Source organism: Dorea sp. (assembly GCF_977044405.1).
Window position 1 is genome coordinate 19117 of sequence record NZ_CDRRQK010000020.1, and the last position, 18214, is coordinate 37330.

General features: G+C 43.3%; 17 protein-coding genes. 12 read left to right on the forward strand and 5 right to left on the reverse strand.

All coding sequences use genetic code 11. From position 1 onward, the window contains the following. Window positions 1-13 precede the first annotated feature (13 nt). The 4 genes from ACWJAF_RS09845 to ACWJAF_RS09860 all read right to left on the reverse strand — a co-directional run bounded on the left by ACWJAF_RS09845 (window position 14) and on the right by ACWJAF_RS09860 (window position 4774). Entirely contained in the window at window positions 14-1384 is a 1371-nt protein-coding gene (locus tag ACWJAF_RS09845) for a UDP-N-acetylmuramoyl-tripeptide--D-alanyl-D-alanine ligase (protein ID WP_448863579.1), read from the reverse strand. 14 nt (window positions 1385-1398) lie between these two features. Then, window positions 1399-2463: a D-alanine--D-alanine ligase family protein gene (locus tag ACWJAF_RS09850; protein WP_448863581.1), complete on the reverse strand. Its 1065-nt coding sequence runs from the start codon at window positions 2461-2463 to the stop codon at window positions 1399-1401. Window positions 2464-2479: 16 nt separating this feature from the next. Beyond that, window positions 2480-3934 carry a nicotinate phosphoribosyltransferase gene (locus ACWJAF_RS09855; protein ID WP_448863583.1) on the reverse strand — a complete coding sequence of 485 codons (1455 nt, stop codon included), beginning with the start codon at window positions 3932-3934 and terminating at the stop codon, window positions 2480-2482. Window positions 3935-4039: 105 nt separating this feature from the next. Further along, window positions 4040-4774 (reverse strand): lysophospholipid acyltransferase family protein, encoded by a 735-nt coding sequence (locus ACWJAF_RS09860; RefSeq protein ID WP_296031483.1) that lies wholly within the window; start codon window positions 4772-4774, stop codon window positions 4040-4042. A 164-nt stretch (window positions 4775-4938) separates the two neighbouring features. Between ACWJAF_RS09860 and ACWJAF_RS09865 the strand changes: the two genes are divergently transcribed. The 12 genes from ACWJAF_RS09865 (at window position 4939) to ACWJAF_RS09920 (ending at window position 17584) form a co-directional block, all read left to right on the forward strand. Further along, the gene (locus ACWJAF_RS09865) at window positions 4939-5373 is read left to right on the forward strand and encodes a protease complex subunit PrcB family protein (RefSeq protein WP_448863585.1); all 435 of its coding nucleotides are present in this window, start codon (window positions 4939-4941) and stop codon (window positions 5371-5373) included. Window positions 5374-5424: 51 nt separating this feature from the next. Beyond that, window positions 5425-6981, forward strand: a complete 1557-nt coding sequence (locus tag ACWJAF_RS09870) for a DUF3794 and LysM peptidoglycan-binding domain-containing protein (protein WP_448863587.1) — start codon at window positions 5425-5427, stop codon at window positions 6979-6981. Window positions 6982-7016: 35 nt separating this feature from the next. Continuing rightward, window positions 7017-7892 carry a 4-(cytidine 5'-diphospho)-2-C-methyl-D-erythritol kinase gene (gene ispE, locus ACWJAF_RS09875; RefSeq protein ID WP_296031488.1) on the forward strand — a complete coding sequence of 292 codons (876 nt, stop codon included), beginning with the start codon at window positions 7017-7019 and terminating at the stop codon, window positions 7890-7892. Window positions 7893-7894: 2 nt separating this feature from the next. After that, the gene (locus tag ACWJAF_RS09880) at window positions 7895-8572 is read left to right on the forward strand and encodes a GntR family transcriptional regulator (RefSeq protein WP_296031490.1); all 678 of its coding nucleotides are present in this window, start codon (window positions 7895-7897) and stop codon (window positions 8570-8572) included. 82 nt (window positions 8573-8654) lie between these two features. Further along, window positions 8655-9326, forward strand: coding sequence for a stage II sporulation protein R (gene spoIIR / locus ACWJAF_RS09885; RefSeq protein WP_448863590.1), 672 nt, complete (start codon window positions 8655-8657; stop codon window positions 9324-9326). Then, the gene (locus ACWJAF_RS09890) at window positions 9323-10045 is read left to right on the forward strand and encodes an acyl-[acyl-carrier-protein] thioesterase (protein ID WP_296031494.1); all 723 of its coding nucleotides are present in this window, start codon (window positions 9323-9325) and stop codon (window positions 10043-10045) included. Before spoIIR ends, ACWJAF_RS09890 begins: the two co-directional genes overlap by 4 nt. A gap of 135 nt (window positions 10046-10180) precedes the next feature. Beyond that, the gene (locus ACWJAF_RS09895) at window positions 10181-11020 is read left to right on the forward strand and encodes a CvfB family protein (protein WP_296092170.1); all 840 of its coding nucleotides are present in this window, start codon (window positions 10181-10183) and stop codon (window positions 11018-11020) included. 52 nt (window positions 11021-11072) lie between these two features. After that, window positions 11073-11312, forward strand: coding sequence for a polya polymerase (locus ACWJAF_RS09900; RefSeq protein ID WP_296031500.1), 240 nt, complete (start codon window positions 11073-11075; stop codon window positions 11310-11312). Window positions 11313-11509: 197 nt separating this feature from the next. Continuing rightward, entirely contained in the window at window positions 11510-14986 is a 3477-nt protein-coding gene (locus ACWJAF_RS09905; RefSeq protein WP_448863593.1) for a DNA polymerase III subunit alpha, read from the forward strand. Between the two features lie 81 nt (window positions 14987-15067). Then, the gene (gene pfkA / locus ACWJAF_RS09910) at window positions 15068-16048 is read left to right on the forward strand and encodes a 6-phosphofructokinase (protein WP_296031506.1); all 981 of its coding nucleotides are present in this window, start codon (window positions 15068-15070) and stop codon (window positions 16046-16048) included. Between the two features lie 250 nt (window positions 16049-16298). Continuing rightward, window positions 16299-17120, forward strand: a complete 822-nt coding sequence (gene murI, locus ACWJAF_RS09915; RefSeq protein ID WP_296031508.1) for a glutamate racemase — start codon at window positions 16299-16301, stop codon at window positions 17118-17120. 8 nt (window positions 17121-17128) lie between these two features. Then, window positions 17129-17584: a DUF1934 domain-containing protein gene (locus tag ACWJAF_RS09920; protein ID WP_296031509.1), complete on the forward strand. Its 456-nt coding sequence runs from the start codon at window positions 17129-17131 to the stop codon at window positions 17582-17584. A gap of 103 nt (window positions 17585-17687) precedes the next feature. Here the strand turns inward: ACWJAF_RS09920 and ACWJAF_RS09925 are convergent, their stop codons facing one another. Further along, window positions 17688-18128, reverse strand: coding sequence for a hypothetical protein (locus tag ACWJAF_RS09925; RefSeq protein ID WP_296031511.1), 441 nt, complete (start codon window positions 18126-18128; stop codon window positions 17688-17690). Window positions 18129-18214: the final 86 nt, after the last annotated feature.

The window sequence follows — 18214 nt, forward strand, 5'->3', positions numbered from 1 at the left end:
TTCTCCTTAAATTCTATAATTCTTCCAGAGCGTGTACGATCTGTGGGAAATTCATTCCGTGAGAAGCTTTGACAAGTACATTGTCGCCATCTTTTAAGATACCGCGCATAACTTCGATAAAGCTTTCGTTATCTGCGAACCACAGTGCTTCGGTGTGTTCGCCTTTGGAAGCTTCCGCTACAAGCGGACGTGTCAGGTCGCCGATTCCACATACCAGATCTACATTCTGTTCAGCTGCATAAGTACCAACTTCAGCGTGAAGGTCCAGGGCAGTGTCGCCAAGTTCTCCCATATTTCCAAGAATAGCAACTTTTCGTCCGATGGCCATGTTCAGGACATCGATGGAAGCTTTCATAGAGATTGGGTTGGCATTGTAACAGTCATCTAAGATGATCATGTGATCGGTAGTGATGATGTGGTTGCGGCCCGGGATAGAAGGCAGGGATTCGATACCTGCTTTGATCTCTTCGGCGGTCAGTCCGAGTGTGTATCCGACAGCAGCTCCGGCAACTGCATTACTTACCATATGGATTCCAGGTACAGGAACCAGGCAGTCAAATGAGGTTCCATCTTTTAATGTGATCGTGCAGGATGTACCGCGAAGCCCCTGAGGCTCAATATTGTCTGCACGGAATTCACAGTTGTTTCCCGTTCCGAAGAAGACCGGAGTTACGCCTTTGACCGGACTCATCTTGGAAAGCAGGTCATCATCACCATTTAAGATGATAGATCCGCCATTTTTCATATCCTGGATCATCTGGGATTTTTCCTGGAGAATGCCTTCTCTTGTTTTGAAGAATTCCAGATGGGCGATTCCGATATTTGTGATCACACAGATGTCAGGGCTTGATACAGAAGAAAGTCTCCGCATCTCACCGAAGTGGTTAACACCCATTTCGAGAACTGCAACTTCTGTATCTTCCGGCATATCGAAGATGGTGATCGGAAGTCCCCATTCGTTATTAAAGTTACCAAGTGTTTTGTGTACGTGGTATTTCTGGGCCAGTACAGAAGCAATCATCTCTTTTGTACTGGTTTTTCCAACACTTCCTGTGATTCCAACGACTTTCATGTCGAAGGAGTCACGGTAAAGTTTGGCGATATCAAGAAGTGCCTGTCCGGTAGATTCTACCAGGATATAAGGGAAATCTGTCTCTCCAAGGTCTTCATGTGATACCACACACATGGCACCTGCCTTGATGGTATCAGGGATGAATTTGTGCGCATTGACACGTTCTCCGTCAATAGCAACGAACAGGAAGCCGGGCTGTACTTTACGGCTGTCGATCACGACGCCGGATACTTCCTGATCCAGGATACTTTCATCTCCGTGAAAGGTACCTCTGCAGGCCTCTGTAATATTTCCAATTGTAAGGTTTTTCATGGATTATATCCTCCTTAATAGCGGGCTTTCATAGACTCATCGATGATAGCCTGGCAAAGTTCTGCGTATTCATATCCGGCAGCTTTTGCAGCTTTTGGAAGAAGGCTTGCAGCTGTCATTCCAGGAAGGGCATTCATCTCCAGACAGTAGAATTCACCATCTGCATCAGATACGATGAAGTCGGCGCGGGAATATACATCCATGCGGAGTGCTTCAAAAGCACGTTCACCGGCACGCTGGATTAATCCTTGCATCTCTTCATCCAGAGATACAGGAGGGCAGATCTCAGAAGCACCGCCTGCCTGATATTTGTTGGCGTAGTCAAAAAGTCCGTCCTTTGGAACGATCTCTACCAGTGGAAGAGCTTTTCCTGCAAGGATACCGCAGGCAAACTCACGGCCCTTGATAAATGGTTCGATCACAACCTCATCTGTGTTGTCTACGTCAAAGGATTTGTGGATTGCATCGTAATATTCTTCTTCTGTGTGGCAGATGTAGACTCCGATACTTGATCCGTTCGAGCATGGCTTAACAACCAGTGGAAGATAGTATCCCAGTTCGTCAAGACGGGTATTTTTTGTCTTTTCTGTCAGGGAAGTTCCTCTAGGTGTTGGGACACCGCTTGTCTTAAAGATCTGTTTTGTGACCAGTTTGTTCATGGATAAAGTACATCCAAGAGAGTTTGGTCCGGTATATTTGATTCCGAGGTTGTCGAAGGTAGCCTGAAGCTTTCCATTTTCTCCGATGGAACCATGTAAAGCCATGAATGTAATGTCAGCCATCTGGCAAAGTTCGATGACATTTGGTCCAATCTCGGAAGCAGACTGGTCCGGACGGGATTTTCTAAGTGCGTCAAGATCTGGTACAGAAGTAGAGATTCCCTTGGAAATTTCAAGACCTGCGTCTGGAAGGTCGAATACTTCTTCTAATTTATCTGAATCGTATGGCAGACCGAAAAATACATCCAGAAGATAAGCCTGATGACCCATCTCACGGAGTGTCTTACAGATTCCGGCACCTGAAAGTAATGATACGTCTCTTTCCGGACTGAGTCCGCCTGCTAATACTATAATTTTCATGATCAATTGTCCTCCTTTAATCTGTCATATGCATCTGATCAAGTAATGATTTCTTAACATCGTAGAGTTTCTGGGACAGGTCTACGTATACCTGATGTGGATAGAAAAGACGTTTTGTCTCATCCCACAATGTATCTTTTTCCTGACGGCAATAAGCGGCAATCTCTTTTAAGGAAGGTGATTTGTAAATGCATTCACCATTTTTGAAAACTGGTAAGAGAATTTCGCGTACTGTATAGGTTCCGCCCGGAAGTTTTGTCTTTTTCCATGTTTCAAGTGGGTCAAAGAGAAGCAGATCTTCTTCCGGATCAATCACTTCATCTACGAAGCAGATTACATCTGCTTTGACTTTACCGCTTTCTTTTTCGTAGATACGGTAGATGGTCTTGTTACCTGGATTGGTAATCTTTACTGTATTTTCAGAAATCTTAATCTTTGGTACGAATTCACCTTCTTCATTCTGGATGGCAGCAAGCTTGTACACGCCTCCGAAAGAAGGGCAGTCCTTGGAAGTGATCAGGTTCGTTCCGACACCCCAGGAATCGATAGCTGCACCCTGCATCTTAAGATCATGGAGAAGAATCTCATCCAGATCGTTGGAAGCGCAGATCGTAGCCTCTGAGAAACCGGCTTCATCTAACATCTTTCTGGCTTCTTTGGAAAGATAAGCAAGGTCACCACTGTCCAGACGGATTCCGTATTTGATGAGTGGTTTTCCGGCTTCTTTGAATTCTTTGAATACACGGATCGCATTTGGCACACCGGATTTTAATGTGTCGTAAGTATCGACCAGAAGTGTGCAGTTATCCGGGTACATTTCCGCATAGGTTTTGAATGCGGTATATTCATCCGGGAAGCTCATGATCCAGCTGTGTGCGTGGGTTCCCATAACCGGAACGTCGAACATCTGGCCGGCCAGTACGTTAGAAGTACCGACACATCCACCGATCATGGCAGCTCTGGCACCGTATAATCCAGCATCCGGACCCTGGGCACGGCGAAGACCGAATTCCATGATGCCGTCACCATTTGCTGCGAATACGATACGTGAAGTTTTTGTTGCGATCAGAGACTGATGGTTGATAATATTAAGGATCGCAGTCTCTACAAGCTGTGCTTCCATGATAGGAGCAACAACCTTAAGGAGAGGTTCCTTTGGAAATACAACGGTTCCTTCCGGAATCGCATAGATGTCACCACTGAAATGAAATCCACTCAGGTAGTGAAGAAAATCTTCTTTGAAAATTCCAAGGCCTCTCAGATAATCTACATCTTCATAAGTAAAGTGTAGATTCTTTATATAATCGATTACCTGGTCAAGACCTGCACATACTGAATATCCATTGTTACAAGGGTTCTGACGGAAAAATACGTCAAAAATGACTTTTTCATTCTGACCCTTTTCATAATATCCCTGCATCATCGTGAGCTCGTACAAATCTGTCAGCAAGGTAAGATTTCGTTTGTTCATTTTCAAACTCCTTTTTACTGCTGGTGCGCAGTGTTTTTCTATTTTAGTTATACCGTTCTATTATAGCACTTCCTGCTATAAAAGTAAAAGAAAAAACCAGGCACACTATACAAGTGCCTGGTTTTTATGAATAGTTTCACTGATGATATTACTGCAATATTCCCCGATATGTTTTTTCTGCTCTTTATCCAGTTCTTTTGGATAAATTGGTTTGCCGTATTCGAGAATGACATGTGTCTTTTTGATAAATGGCATATGCCCTTCCAGAATGTCGCAGGTGTTATTAAGACTCATCGGCACGATTGGACAACCGGTCTTTTCTGCAATCTTGAAGGAACCATTGTGGAATGGAAGAAGGGATAATTCTTCGCCGTTGTTTCGTGTTCCTTCCGGGAAGATGCAGATGGATACACCATGTTTGACATAGTCGATTGCCTGCAGGATGGTCTTTAATCCTTCCTTTGGATTTTCTCTGTCAAGGAAGAGACAGTAGAGACGTTTCATCCAGGTACGCAGAAGAGGAATGGAAAGCATCTCTTTTTTTGCGATATAACCAGTCAGGTTCTTACATCTTGCATAAGTGATCACAATGTCAAAGTAACTTCTGTGGTTCCCGATAAAAAGAACCGGTTCGTCTGGAACATTTTCTTCCCCAATAACAGTAAGCTCGATACCGGCGAGTGCGATGATCACCTTAAAAGCCCACTGGACCAGACGGAGACTGGAATAGTCCATAGATTTTTTACTGACTTTTCCGATCAGCCATTCAATTCCAAGAACCGGAATACCGATGATCAGGAACAGAACGAGGAATAAAACTACAAAGATAAGTCTTATCATATTTTGAGTTCTCCTTTGAAATTAAAAAATAAATGTTATCTAATATCATAGCATAAATTCTGCATTTTTTACAGATATAGTGTGTAAGATAGTGGTGAGAGTTAATGTGCGCAGGCAGGAATGCGGAGCAGTAACAGAATATAGGAATCATAGAAGGCGAAAATGTGGGAAAAGTCAGAAAAAAAGATGCGCAGCGAATGAAAATATTTGCAATATCCATAGTTACAATGCTGCTCTCAGCCTGTGGGATTGCAACAATCAAAGAACAGAAAATACGGGACGTTCCATACAGTATCGTAAGAAAAGATGAAGTGCCGGAAGAACTAAAACAGGAAATAGAGACATCAAAAAAGACAGAGATGTGGTTAAGCTATGCAGAACGTGAGAAAGGACAGGGAGACCTGTATATCGTCCGGGGATATGGGAGGCAGGAAACACCGGGATACAGTATCCAAGTGGACAGTTTCTATGAGACAGAAAATACACTGGTGATGAGAACGACACTTCTTGGACCGGAAAAAGGAAAGCATAAAAAACAAACATATCCATATATTGTGATAAAGACAGCATATACCGGAAAACAGATTATATATGAGTAAAAAACAGCGGATAACAGATCAAAAAATAAAGACCGGGAGGGGTAAAGATATATGGAGTATTTAAAAAGAGAAATCCGCACATTTGAAAAAAAGCATATTGTCAGCAGCCAGTTCTACGTTGACGATGATTACAACGTGCCGGATGCAAAGCGGGATGTAGGACAGGTGATCTTAAGTTCCGGGGAACTGCAGATTGAAGAGACAAAACAGGTAGAAAGCTACCTGAAAGTATCGGGAAAGCTTGCATTTAAGATTTTGTATGTATCAGACGAGACCGTCCCGCAGCTGGCGGGGCTGGAAGGAAGGATCCCGTTTGAAGAGATGATCTATCTGGAGCAGCCGCCGGAAGGAAATCTGGTATTGCAGGCAGCACAGACGGATCTTACAGTCACTGTTATTCATTCCAGAAAGCTGAATCTGAAGACACTTGCAGAGATCAGCCTGGATATCGAAAGATGTGTGCAGCAGGATATTACGACGGATATAGAAGGTGAAGAACCGGTGTTTAAAAAGGCAAAAGAAGAAGAGGTCCTGAAAGTATTCGCAACCGGAAAAGATACATACCGGATTAAAGAAGAAGTAAGCCTTGGCGGTACGAGAGAGAATATAGGGACTCTTTTGTATACAGACATAACAGGCGGAAAAGCAGACACACAGCTTATGTCAGATGAGCTTCTGATACAAGGGGAACTCAGTGTATTCTGCCTGTATGAGACGACAGAAGGAAAGACCGACTGGATCAGCAGGGGCGTTCCGTATGAAGGACGGATTGAGTGCGCCGGTGCGCAGGAGGAAATGTATCATCAGGCATATCTGAATCTCACAGATGAGAATATCGAAGTACGGATGGATGAAAATGGAGAGATGCGGATTCTGGGAATAGAAGCGACACTGGAGGTACGTCTGGTTGTCTACGAAGAAGAGAAACTACAGATTCTCGAAGATATGTATATGCTGGACCATGTCTGCAAACCGGTAAAAGAAGAAAAAAGACTTTACCGGTTAAAATTACAGAATCATTCCAAATGCAGAATTACAGAAGAACTGCATCTTCCGGAATTAAAGGAAAATATCCTGCAGGTCTGTCACTGTAAAGGCAGGATAGAGATAGAGAACACCGGCGTGGAAGAAGAAGGCATGCGTATAGACGGTATGCTGCATCTTGGATTCTTGTATGTAAGGGAGGATGACCAGGTTCCATTCGGTGTGTGGACCGGTATGGTTCCGTTTTCTTATCTTCTGGAGCATGGCGGCGGAGAGCTTAAGAAAGAAGAACTTGATCAGACACTGGAACAGGTATCGGTAGGGCTTCTTGGAAACGGCGAGATAGAAGTAAAAGCCGTCCTTGCATTTAACAGCTTTCAAAAAGAGATCATAAAAGTGGAAAATACAGAATCTGCACAGTTCGAGCCGGTAGATATGGAAGAGCTGGAAAAGAGACCCGGGATCGTCGGATATATCGTGCGGGAAGGGGACACTTTGTGGAATCTGGCAAAAAAATATAATACAACGGTGGAGCACATAAAAGAAGTGAATCAGATGGAAAAAGAAGCGGTAAATAAAGGCGATAAGATATTGATTTTTAAGGAAAATTTGAGTATACTATAAGCACATTGTATACAAAGAATTAAGGAGAATGTAAGATGGATAAAATGGAGTTGAAGGCACTTGGAAAGATAAATCTGGGTCTGGATGTTCTTGGGAGGAGAGAGAACGGATATCATGATGTGCGAATGGTCATGCAGACCGTGTATCTCTATGACCAGATCAGGATAGAAAAGACAAAAAAGCCGGGTATAGAGTTGTCGACGAATCTTTTTTATCTGCCGGTGAATGAGAACAATCTTGCATATCAGGCAGCGGACCTTCTGATGAAAGAATTTCATGTGAAAGAAGGGGTGAAGATTACGTTAGATAAACACATACCGGTAGCAGCGGGAATGGCAGGAGGCAGTTCGAATGCTGCAGCTGTATTATTTGGAATAAACCGGATGTTCTCACTTGGTCTGTCGCAGGAAGAACTGATGAAACGTGGTGTGACACTGGGAGCGGATGTACCGTATTGTATCATGCGTGGAACGGTTCTGGCAGAAGGAATCGGAGAGATTCTTACCCCGCTTCCGACCTGTCCGAAGTGCCATGTCCTGATCGCAAAACCACCGATCAGCGTATCCACAAAACTGGTATACGAGAAACTGGATTCTCACGAGATAGAGAACCATCCGGATATCGATGGAATTCTGGAAGGACTGAAGGAACAGGATCTGAAAAAAGTAGCATCCAGTATGGGAAATGTACTGGAAAAAGTTACAATTGAAGAATATCCGGTGATCGAGAAAATCAAAGATGTCATGAAAGAACAGGGGGCTTTGAATGCGATGATGAGCGGAAGCGGCCCGACCGTATTCGGACTGTATGACAGCAAAGAAAAAGCAAGAAAAGCAGCAGCAAAGATAAGAGAAAAACGATTAGCAAAGCAGGTGTATGTAACCGGCATACACAATGCAAGGAGGAAATAAGCATGGAACCAAATTTCAAAGTGAATATGAATGAATATCTGCCGCTTAGAGATGTAGTGTTCAATACTTTAAGACAGGCAATTTTACGAGGAGAATTAAAACCAGGTGAGAGACTGATGGAGATCCAGCTTGCGAACAAACTGGGAGTAAGCCGTACTCCGATCCGTGAAGCCATCCGTAAGCTTGAGCTGGAAGGGCTGGTACTTATGATCCCGAGAAAAGGAGCAGAGGTAGCAGAGATTACAGAAAAGAATATGCGCGACGTTCTGGAAGTCAGAAAAGCACTGGAAGAACTTGCAGTACAGCTTGCATGTGAGAAGATCACAGAAGAAGAGATCGAAGAGATGAAAAAGGCAGCGGAAGACTTTAAGAAGATCTTAAAGAGCAAGGACATTACCGAGATCGCAGAAGCAGATGTCCGCTTCCATGACATTATCTATATGGCGACAGATAACCAGAAACTGATCCAGCTTCTGAATAATCTCCGTGAGCAGATGTACCGCTACCGTGTAGAATATCTGAAACGTGAGGAAGCGCATCCACAGCTGATCGCAGAGCATGCGGCAATCATTGAGCATATCAGCAAAGGCGAGAAAAAAGCAGCAACAGATATCATGTGCAAGCATATTGATAACCAGGTAACAACCGTTATTGATGTAATCCGGACAAAACAGAGTTAATAAAAGCATATATGTATAAATATCCGGCTGAATGTTAAGACTTTCTATATCAAAGATACGATACAGGAAGGAGCCAGAAATATTGTATGAAATAAGCCGGAAAAACCAGAAAAAGATTTGCCTGATCGTGGCATGTCTGTTATCGTTAGTGCTGACCACTGTGATCATGGAGCGTCGTATGGAAGTTGTCCGTGCGCAGATGGATGATACACAGCAGGCACTGGCAAAAGAGGTGTTCCGTTTTCACGTGATCGCCGAAAGTGACAGTGAGAAGGATCAGAATATCAAATTAAAGGTCCGTGACAGTGTGCTGGATTACATGAAAGCAAAAGAAAGTCAGGATCAAAAAGGTGTAAAAGCAACAAAATTATGGGTGACAGCTCATAAGGATGAACTGGAACAGACTGCCAACCGTGTCCTCAAAAAAGAAGGTGTCTCCTACCGGGCAAAAGCAGAAGTGACCACCTGTTATTTCCCGGAAAAATGGTACGGGGATGTATGTTTCCCGGAAGGCAATTATGAGGCACTGCGCCTGATACTAGGAAAAGGCAACGGGCATAACTGGTGGTGTGTGCTTTATCCAAGTCTTTGCTTTACCAATGCAACCTGTGCAGTGGTGGACGATGAAGGAAAGAAAGAATTAAAAGAAGCACTGAGCGCGGAAGAATATGAGATGGTAACAGCCACTTCAAAGTTCAAGATAGAATGGTTCTTTTTCGGAAAAGAACATACAAAGGAGTCAGACATACAATGAGAGACAATCAATATACAGTAGATGGAAGAATCAGATTCAGTGAAGTGGATCACACCAGAAGAATCACGCTTCCGGGAATTGTGAACTATTTTCAGGACTGCAGCACCTTCCAGTCGGAAGATCTGGGGCTTGGAATTGAACACTGTGGGGAGAAAAAAAGAGCATGGATACTGTCCTCCTGGCAGGTTGTGACAGAACGCTATCCGGAGATTGGAGAGAAGATAAAGACCAGTACATGGGCAACGGATTTTAACGGATTATTCGGTGAACGTAACTTCTGTATGACGGATGAAAAAGGACAGGACGTTGCGTATGCGAATTCCCTGTGGGTCTATATGAATGTGGAAAAGGGACGTCCGGTAAGACCGGAAGAATCAGAGATTGCACCATATGGTGTCGGAGATCCGTATGAGATGGAGTATGAATCCAGAAAAATCACCCTCCCGGAAAAGACAGAAGCACTGGAAAGCTTCCCGGTACGCAGATACCATATAGATACCAACGAGCATGTCAACAACTGCCAGTATGTACAGATGGCACTTGAAGTACTGCCGAATGATAAAGACGTACATCAGATGCGTGTGGAGTATAAAAAGTCCGCAGTGTATGGAGATATCATTTACCCGGAAATTGCGGCAGAAGAAGACCGCACGGTGATAGAATTATGTGATGAAAATAAAAAGCCATATGCGGTGATAGAATTCAAATTTGCCGGGTAACAGGAAGACCGCTTGCATCCGCAGCATTTTCTTACAAGGTGAAATGATAAATGTTTCGCGGATGGGTGAACAGTAATGAAAAAAGGCTGTATAAACAGTACATATATAGAAGATAAGGAAACAGAGAGGAACAATATGGGATTAGCAGAATATTTAGGAAAGAAAAGAAGATTAATGATCGTAAAAGAAGTAGAATTCGGTGTCTATCTTGGAAATAAAGATGACAAGGTTCTGCTTCCGAAAAAACAGGTACCAAAAGACGTCGAGATCGGAGATCCGGTAGAAGTATTCTTATATAAAGATTCTTCAGACCGTCTGATCGCAACAACCCAGGAGCCCAAAATCACACTTGGGGAGCTTGCGGTACTGAAAGTAGCAGATACCGGAAGAATTGGTGCGTTCCTCGACTGGGGACTGGAAAAGGACCTTCTGCTTCCGTTCAAAGAGCAGACGGCAAAAGTAAAAAAAGGTGACGAAGTACTGGTTGCCCTGTATGTGGACAAGTCCGGAAGACTGTGTGCAACGATGAAAGTATATGATAAGCTCCGTACAGATTCACCATATAAAAAGGATGACCAGGTAGAAGGAATTATCTATGAGACAAGTGACAACTTCGGTGTATTCGTTGCCGTAGATAACTGCTACAGTGCACTGATTCCGAAAAGAGAAGCTTATGGCAAATTAAAAGTCGGTGACCGGGTGTCTGCAAGAGTGCTGAAAGTAAGAGAAGACGGAAAGATTGACTTAAGTGTCAGAGAGAAAGCATTTCTTCAGATGGATGCGGATGCGGCCATGATCATGAAGCGTATGGAAGAATATGGTGGAAAGCTTCCATTTACCGACAAAGCAGATCCGGAACTGATCAAGCAGGAATTCGGACTCAGTAAAAATGCATTCAAACGTGCAGTCGGAAGACTTTTAAAAGAAGGTCGTATAAAAATTTCTGAAAAGAATATTGAAATGCGAAAGAAATAGGTTATAATAGAGGCGTGAAAGCTAAAGGCAATCAGTAAAGGAGAATTGGGAAATGAAAGTACAGAATATTACAGATATCGAAGGATTTTTCAAAGTTGTTGATTCATGCGAAGGAAAAGTAGAACTCGTAACAGGTGAAGGAGACAGACTGAACTTAAAGTCAAAATTATCTCAGTATGTATCTATGGCTAACATCTTCTCTGGCGGAGAGATTCCAGAGTTAGAGATCGTTGCTCACGAGCCACAGGATATCGATAAACTTGTAAAATTCATGTTTAACGGATCTGTTTAAGAACAAGAAGTCAGAACAGACAGGAAGAATAAGTAACCAGAAAAACTGCAGATGGCGGTTTTATACGGATACCAGGGTGTTCCCCAAAAAGGGAGCACCTTTTTTGAACCGTTATGTATTTGAAGAAAATAAATAAAACGGGAGAAAAATATCCGGGGAACAGCTGGTTGTAAGATATAGAAAAAAGGAGGAACCAGATGAGCTTTGCACATCTCCATGTCCATACAGAATATAGTCTGTTGGATGGTTCAAATAAAATAAAAGAATGCGTAGCCAGGGTCAAAGAACTGGGGATGAACAGTGTGGCGATCACAGATCACGGTGTCATGTATGGTGTGATTGACTTTTACCGGGCAGCGAGGGCAGCAGGCATCAAGCCGATTCTCGGCTGTGAGGTATATGTAGCACCGGGATCAAGATTCGACAAAGAGGCGGTAGGAAGCGGAGATGACCGTTACTATCATCTGGTACTGCTGGCAGAAAATGACCAGGGCTATCACAATCTGATGAAGATCGTATCCAGAGGATTTACCGAAGGATATTATTATAAACCAAGGGTAGACCTGGAGGTTTTGGAAGAGTTCCACGAAGGGATCATTGCACTGAGTGCATGTCTGGCTGGTGAAGTACAGAAGAATATCCTGCGTGGTATGTACGAAGAAGGAAAAGCAGCGGCGCTGCGCTACCAGGACATTTTCGGAAAAGGGAATTTCTTCCTGGAGTTACAGGATCATGGCATGCAGGAACAGCAGATCGTGAATCAGTCATTGCTTCGTATGGCGCAGGAGACCGGGATTGAGCTGGTTGCGACGAACGACGTACATTATACGTATGCAGATGACGTGAAACCGCATGACATCCTGTTATGTATCCAGACAGGGAAGAAACTGGCTGATGAAGACCGTATGCGCTATGAGGGCGGCCAGTATTATATCAAATCAGAAGAAGAGATGAAAAAGCTCTTCCCATATGCCCTGCAGGCGCTGGAGAATACGCAGAAGATTGCCGACAGGTGTAACGTAGAGATAGAATTCGGTGTGACAAAACTGCCGAAATACGACGTACCGGAAGGATATACGTCATGGGAATATCTGAATAAGTTGTGTTTTGATGGTCTGGATGAAAGATATCCGGACGGGGATCCATCGCTTAGAGAGCGTCTGGAATATGAGCTGTCCGTTATTAAGTCGATGGGATATGTGGATTATTTCCTGATCGTATGGGATTTTATCAATTATGCAAGAACGCAGGGAATCAAGGTCGGTCCGGGACGTGGTTCTGCGGCGGGAAGTATCGTATCCTACTGCCTTGGAATCACCAGTATCGATCCGATCAAGTATCAGCTTCTGTTCGAGCGTTTCCTGAATCCGGAGCGAGTATCCATGCCCGATATTGACGTGGATTTTTGCTTTGAACGAAGACAGGAAGTTATCGATTATGTTGGAAGAAAGTACGGTGCAGACCGGGTGGTGCAGATCGTAACATTTGGTACGATGGCGGCAAGAGGTGTTATCCGTGACGTAGGGCGTGTAATGGACCTTCCGTATGCATTCGTTGACAGTATTGCCAAGATGGTGCCGACAGAGCTTAATATTACGCTTGATAAGGCACTTAAGATGAATCCGGAATTCAAGAAATTATACGAAGAAGATGAACAGGTCAAAGAGCTTATCGACATGTCAAGAAGACTGGAAGGCCTTCCAAGACATACTTCGATGCATGCGGCAGGAGTCGTGATCGGTCAGCGTGCGATCGAGGAATTCGTACCGCTGTCTCTTGGTTCGGACGGTTCGGTGACGACGCAGTTTACGATGACGACGCTGGAAGAACTCGGACTTTTGAAGATGGACTTTCTGGGACTTCGTACCTTAACTGTCATCCAGGATGCAGAGCGTCTGGCAAGTATCAGCAGTGGCAAGACAATAGATATTAATAAAATCGATTATGATGATAAAGCAGTGCTGGCTTCTATCGGAACCGGTAAGACAGACGGAGTGTTCCAGCTTGAAAGTGCCGGTATGAAGAACTTCATGAAGGAATTAAAGCCACAGAATCTGGAGGATATTATTGCGGGTATCTCCCTGTACCGTCCGGGACCGATGGACTTTATCCCACAGTACATCAAGGGCAAGAATAATCCGGAAAGTATTACATACGACTGTCCGCAGCTGGAGCCGATCCTGGCACCGACATACGGCTGTATCGTATATCAGGAACAGGTTATGCAGATTGTGCGTGATTTGGCGGGATACACACTTGGGCGAAGCGATCTTTTGCGAAGAGCGATGTCCAAGAAAAAAGGCGACGTCATGCAAAAAGAACGCCAGAACTTCGTGTATGGCAATCCGGAAGAAGGCGTTCCGGGATGTATTGCAAATGGAATCGATGAAAAGACGGCCAATAAAATTTATGATGAAATGATCGACTTTGCCAAATATGCATTTAACAAGTCACATGCAGCAGCATATGCGGTGGTATCATATCAGACAGCCTGGTTAAAATATTATTATCCGGTAGAATTCATGGCAGCGCTTATGACATCCGTGATTGATAATCCGGGAAAAGTATCAGAATACATTTACAGCTGCCGTCAGATGGGAATCAAGATCCTGCCTCCAGATATCAACAAAGGAGAAGGAAGCTTCTCTGTAGATGGTGGAAATATCCGCTACGGACTGGCAGCGATAAAAAGTATCGGAAAACCGGTGATCGAATCGATCATCAGGGAAAGAAAGGCCGGCGGAGAATTCAGTAATCTTAAGGACTTTATTGAGAGATTATCAGGGAAAGAAGTCAATAAAAGGACGATTGAAAGCTTTATAAAATCCGGTGCATTTGACAGCCTTGGTGGAACGAGAAAGCAGTTCATGGTTGTCTATGTGCAGATCCTCGATCAGGTGAACCGTGAACGGAAGTATTCTATGACGGGACAGCTGTCGTTATTTGACATCGTAGGAGATGACCAGAAGGCGGAGTTTGACATACCGCTTCCAAATGTGGGTGAATACGAAAAAGAAACGAAGCTTGCATTTGAAAAAGAAGTGCTGGGGGTCTACTTAAGTGGACATCCGCTGGAAGATTATGAAGAAAAATGGAAAAAGAACATTTCCAGAACGACTCTGGATTTCCAACTGGATGACGATACCGGACGGACAAAAGTACATGACGGAGCAAAAGAGATTGTTGGTGGAATGATCACGAATAAGACAATCAAATACACGAAGACAAATAAAGTGATGGCATTTATTACACTGGAGGATCTGGTGGGATCGGTAGAAGTGGTGATCTTCCCGAGAGATTTTGAGAAGAACCAGATGTATTTGAATGAGGAAGCCAAGGTATTTATCAAGGGACGTGTATCCGAAGAAGATGATGCACCAAGCAAATTAATCTGTGAATCTGTGATACCATTTGATCAGACGAAAAAGGAATTATGGCTTCAATATCCGGATAAAGCAACGTATCTTGCGCAGGAAGGGATGCTTCAGGATATTTTGAAAGTTTCCGAAGGAATGGATGAAGTTATCATCTATTGCAGGAAAGAAAAAGCAGTAAAACGCCTTTCAAAAGGGTGGAATGTGACCGCAGATCAGCTCTTGTTGAGCAGATTGACGAATTATCTTGGCGAAAGTTGTGTAAAAGTTATAGAAAAACCCATTGAAAGCGTGCACTAATTCATGTACAATATCATCGGAGAGAAATGATAATGGTTAGAAGATAATTGGGAACAAACTAATACAATGGAGGAATGAATCATGGCAGACAAAAAAATAATTCGTACAATAGGTGTATTGACAAGTGGTGGAGATGCTCCTGGAATGAACGCAGCAATCCGTGCCGTTGTTCGTACAGCAATTGGAAAGGGACTGAAAGTAAGAGGAATCAGAAGAGGATATCAGGGACTTTTGAACGAGGAAATTATCGATCTGTCAGCCAGAGACGTATCTGATACAATCCAGCGCGGAGGTACAATTCTCCAGACTGCCCGTTGTGCAGAGATGCGTACAGAAGAAGGTCAGCAGAAAGCAGCAGCTATCTGCAAGAAATACGGTATTGATGGTCTGGTAGTCATCGGAGGAGACGGATCATTTGCCGGAGCTCAGAAGCTTGCTAACTTTGGAATTAACACAATCGGACTTCCGGGAACAATCGATCTGGATATTGCCTGTACGGAATATACAATCGGATTTGATACAGCTGTTAACACCGCTATGGAAGCAATTGATAAAGTACGTGATACATCTACATCTCATGAAAGATGCTCTATCATCGAGGTTATGGGTAGAGATGCAGGATACCTTGCTCTGTGGTGCGGTATCGCCAACGGTGCTGAGAAGATCCTGATGCCGGAAGAGCATGATTACGATGAAGAAAAGATCATCGCAGACATTCAGGAATCAAGAAAACGTGGTAAGAAGAACTACATCATCATCAATGCAGAGGGTGTTGGAGATTCTATGAACATGGCTAAGAGAATCGAAGAAGCTACAGGTATGGAGACAAGAGCAACAATTCTTGGACACATGCAGCGTGGTGGAAGCCCGACATGTAAAGACAGAGTATACGCTTCTATCATGGGAGCAAAAGCTGTTGATCTGCTTCTTGAAGGTAAGACAAACCGTGTAGTTGGATACAAACATGGTGAGTATGTAGACTTTGATATTGATGAAGCTCTTGGAATGACAAAGGGAATTCCTGCTTATCAGTATGAGATTGCTAAGGAACTGGCACTCTAATTAGGAATGAATGATATAAAAGCTATCCGCTGTTTTAGCGGGTAGCTTTTTTGGTACTAAAGCATGCAAGAGAAGCTGACAATGGCAGATTTTCTGTATGATTATCACACGATCGACGCTTTTAATAATTTCTCTGTGGGAAAATGTAGGGGAAGACAGGTGTTGTCGAGAGATTTCCCTTGAAAATGCAAGTCCAAGACGGTACAATAATAAAATATGGTGGATAAATAATTAAAGGAGATTCATTATTGTGGAAAATAAAGACAGGAACACGGCAGCAATCGGCGTATTCGATTCAGGAGTCGGAGGATTAACCGTTGCAAGAGAAATCATGCGACAGCTGCCGAATGAAAATGTAGTATATTTTGGGGATACAGCAAGAGTTCCATACGGAAGTAAGTCGAAGAATAATATCATACGTTTTTCCAGACAGATCATCCGTTTCTTAAAGACGAAGAATGTAAAAGCAATCGTGATTGCATGTAATACAGCTACAGCACTGGCGCTGGAGACAGTACAGGCAGAATTCGATATTCCAATTATCGGAGTTATCGTACCGGGGGCAAGAGCAGCGGTAAGAGAGACCAGAAACGGTCATATCGGTGTGGTCGGAACTGAAGCAACAATCAAAAGTGAGACATATACAAAAGAGATCAAGAAGCTTCTTCCGAACGCAGAAGTAGTCGGAAAACCTTGTCCGCTTTTTGTACCACTGGTGGAAGAGGGGTTTGCAAAGCATAAGATTACAGAAGAGGTTATTGATATCTATTTGTCTGGAATGAAGGAGACAGATATTGATACAATGATCCTTGGATGTACACATTATCCGTTGTTAAGATCCAGAATCATGGCGTATTTTGGTGATAAGGTACATATTGTGAATCCGGCTTATGAGACAGCGATAGATTTGAAGAAGATATTAGAAGAACAGGACCTTGTCAATACATCGGGAGAACCGGCAACATATGACTTTTATGTCAGTGATGCGGCAGAAAAATTCAAAAAATTTGCCAATTCGATTCTGCCGTATGATGTAGATAAGACCCAGGCAATTGACATTGAAGATTATTAGGAGAATATATGACAAAAGACGTATTATTAAGCATATCAGGTCTGCATCAGGATGTGACCGGTATTGAAGCCCAGGGGGATGAACCTGGAAGTGAGCCGATCGAAGTAATCTCGCCGGCCAGCTATTATAAAAAGAATGGTAAGCATTATGTGATTTATGACGAGCTCGTGGAAGGAATTCCGGGAAAGATCAAGAATAAAGTGCGCATCACAGACAATCAGAAACTGGAGATCATCAAAAGTGGTATCACGAATACCCACATGGTATTTGAAAAAGATAAGATCAATATGACACAGTATGAGACACCGTATGGCGAGATGATGATCGGGGTATTTACGAAAGATATCCAGATGGAAGAAAAGGAAGAGAAGATCACCGTACATATCAATTATGCGCTGGATGTCAATGGAGATCCGATTGCAGACTGCAATATAGACATAAAAATAACAGCACTGGAACGATAAGTTCCAATGCTGTTTTTTATACCATAGTATGCAAGAGAAGTTTCCAGTGGCAAGTTCTCTGCATGTTGGCTTTTGGGTCTTTAAGTAATCTTAGTTTTGGGTCTTACTTATTTCTTAATCTTGCGAAAAATCCTTTTTTCTTTTCAGGAACTTCAAGCGGACCTCTTACACCTCTGACAGCTGTGATGTAGATACCACTGATTGTAGCCTTGACTTCCTTTTTAACAGGAATCAAAGGATAAACCTGTGCGTCACACATCAGAGTCATAATCTTTGGTCCAACCTTAGCTTTTACTACCGGCACTTTAGAACGGCGAAGATATTTCGGTGTGTTCTGAATAACAATGTCCGGTAAGCCGGCGTCTTTTAACTTCATACGACCCTTGTCAATGACCAGGATGGAAACTGTCTGTGCAACTGCTTCCAGCTGAGCCTGCTGTTCTGCCTGCTTTGTCTCTGCTTTTTTACCAAGGAAATATAATGCAACACATGCAATGATTAAGATTACGAGGATTACTAATAATACAATTGTAAATGTCTTCACAATGAACCTCCTATGTTCTTTATTTCCATAACTAATATTTTAACATTGTTTCGGTAGGAGTGCAAGAAGTATAGGGGAAAATTGTG

What these genes read in the sequence shown, in the direction of transcription:
- ACWJAF_RS09905 (WP_448863593.1), top strand. Translation starts at nt 11,510, where the DNA reads ATGAGCTTTGCACATCTCCATGTCCATACAGAATATAGTCTGTTGGAT.
- ACWJAF_RS09850 (WP_448863581.1), bottom strand. Translation starts at nt 2,463, where the DNA reads ATGAAAATTATAGTATTAGCAGGCGGACTCAGTCCGGAAAGAGACGTA.
- ACWJAF_RS09855 (WP_448863583.1), bottom strand. Translation starts at nt 3,934, where the DNA reads ATGAACAAACGAAATCTTACCTTGCTGACAGATTTGTACGAGCTCACG.
- ACWJAF_RS09895 (WP_296092170.1), top strand. Translation starts at nt 10,181, where the DNA reads ATGGGATTAGCAGAATATTTAGGAAAGAAAAGAAGATTAATGATCGTA.
- ispE (WP_296031488.1), top strand. Translation starts at nt 7,017, where the DNA reads ATGGATAAAATGGAGTTGAAGGCACTTGGAAAGATAAATCTGGGTCTG.
- ACWJAF_RS09920 (WP_296031509.1), top strand. Translation starts at nt 17,129, where the DNA reads ATGACAAAAGACGTATTATTAAGCATATCAGGTCTGCATCAGGATGTG.
- pfkA (WP_296031506.1), top strand. Translation starts at nt 15,068, where the DNA reads ATGGCAGACAAAAAAATAATTCGTACAATAGGTGTATTGACAAGTGGT.
- ACWJAF_RS09880 (WP_296031490.1), top strand. Translation starts at nt 7,895, where the DNA reads ATGGAACCAAATTTCAAAGTGAATATGAATGAATATCTGCCGCTTAGA.
- ACWJAF_RS09845 (WP_448863579.1), bottom strand. Translation starts at nt 1,384, where the DNA reads ATGAAAAACCTTACAATTGGAAATATTACAGAGGCCTGCAGAGGTACC.
- ACWJAF_RS09890 (WP_296031494.1), top strand. Translation starts at nt 9,323, where the DNA reads ATGAGAGACAATCAATATACAGTAGATGGAAGAATCAGATTCAGTGAA.
- ACWJAF_RS09860 (WP_296031483.1), bottom strand. Translation starts at nt 4,774, where the DNA reads ATGATAAGACTTATCTTTGTAGTTTTATTCCTCGTTCTGTTCCTGATC.
- ACWJAF_RS09870 (WP_448863587.1), top strand. Translation starts at nt 5,425, where the DNA reads ATGGAGTATTTAAAAAGAGAAATCCGCACATTTGAAAAAAAGCATATT.
- ACWJAF_RS09900 (WP_296031500.1), top strand. Translation starts at nt 11,073, where the DNA reads ATGAAAGTACAGAATATTACAGATATCGAAGGATTTTTCAAAGTTGTT.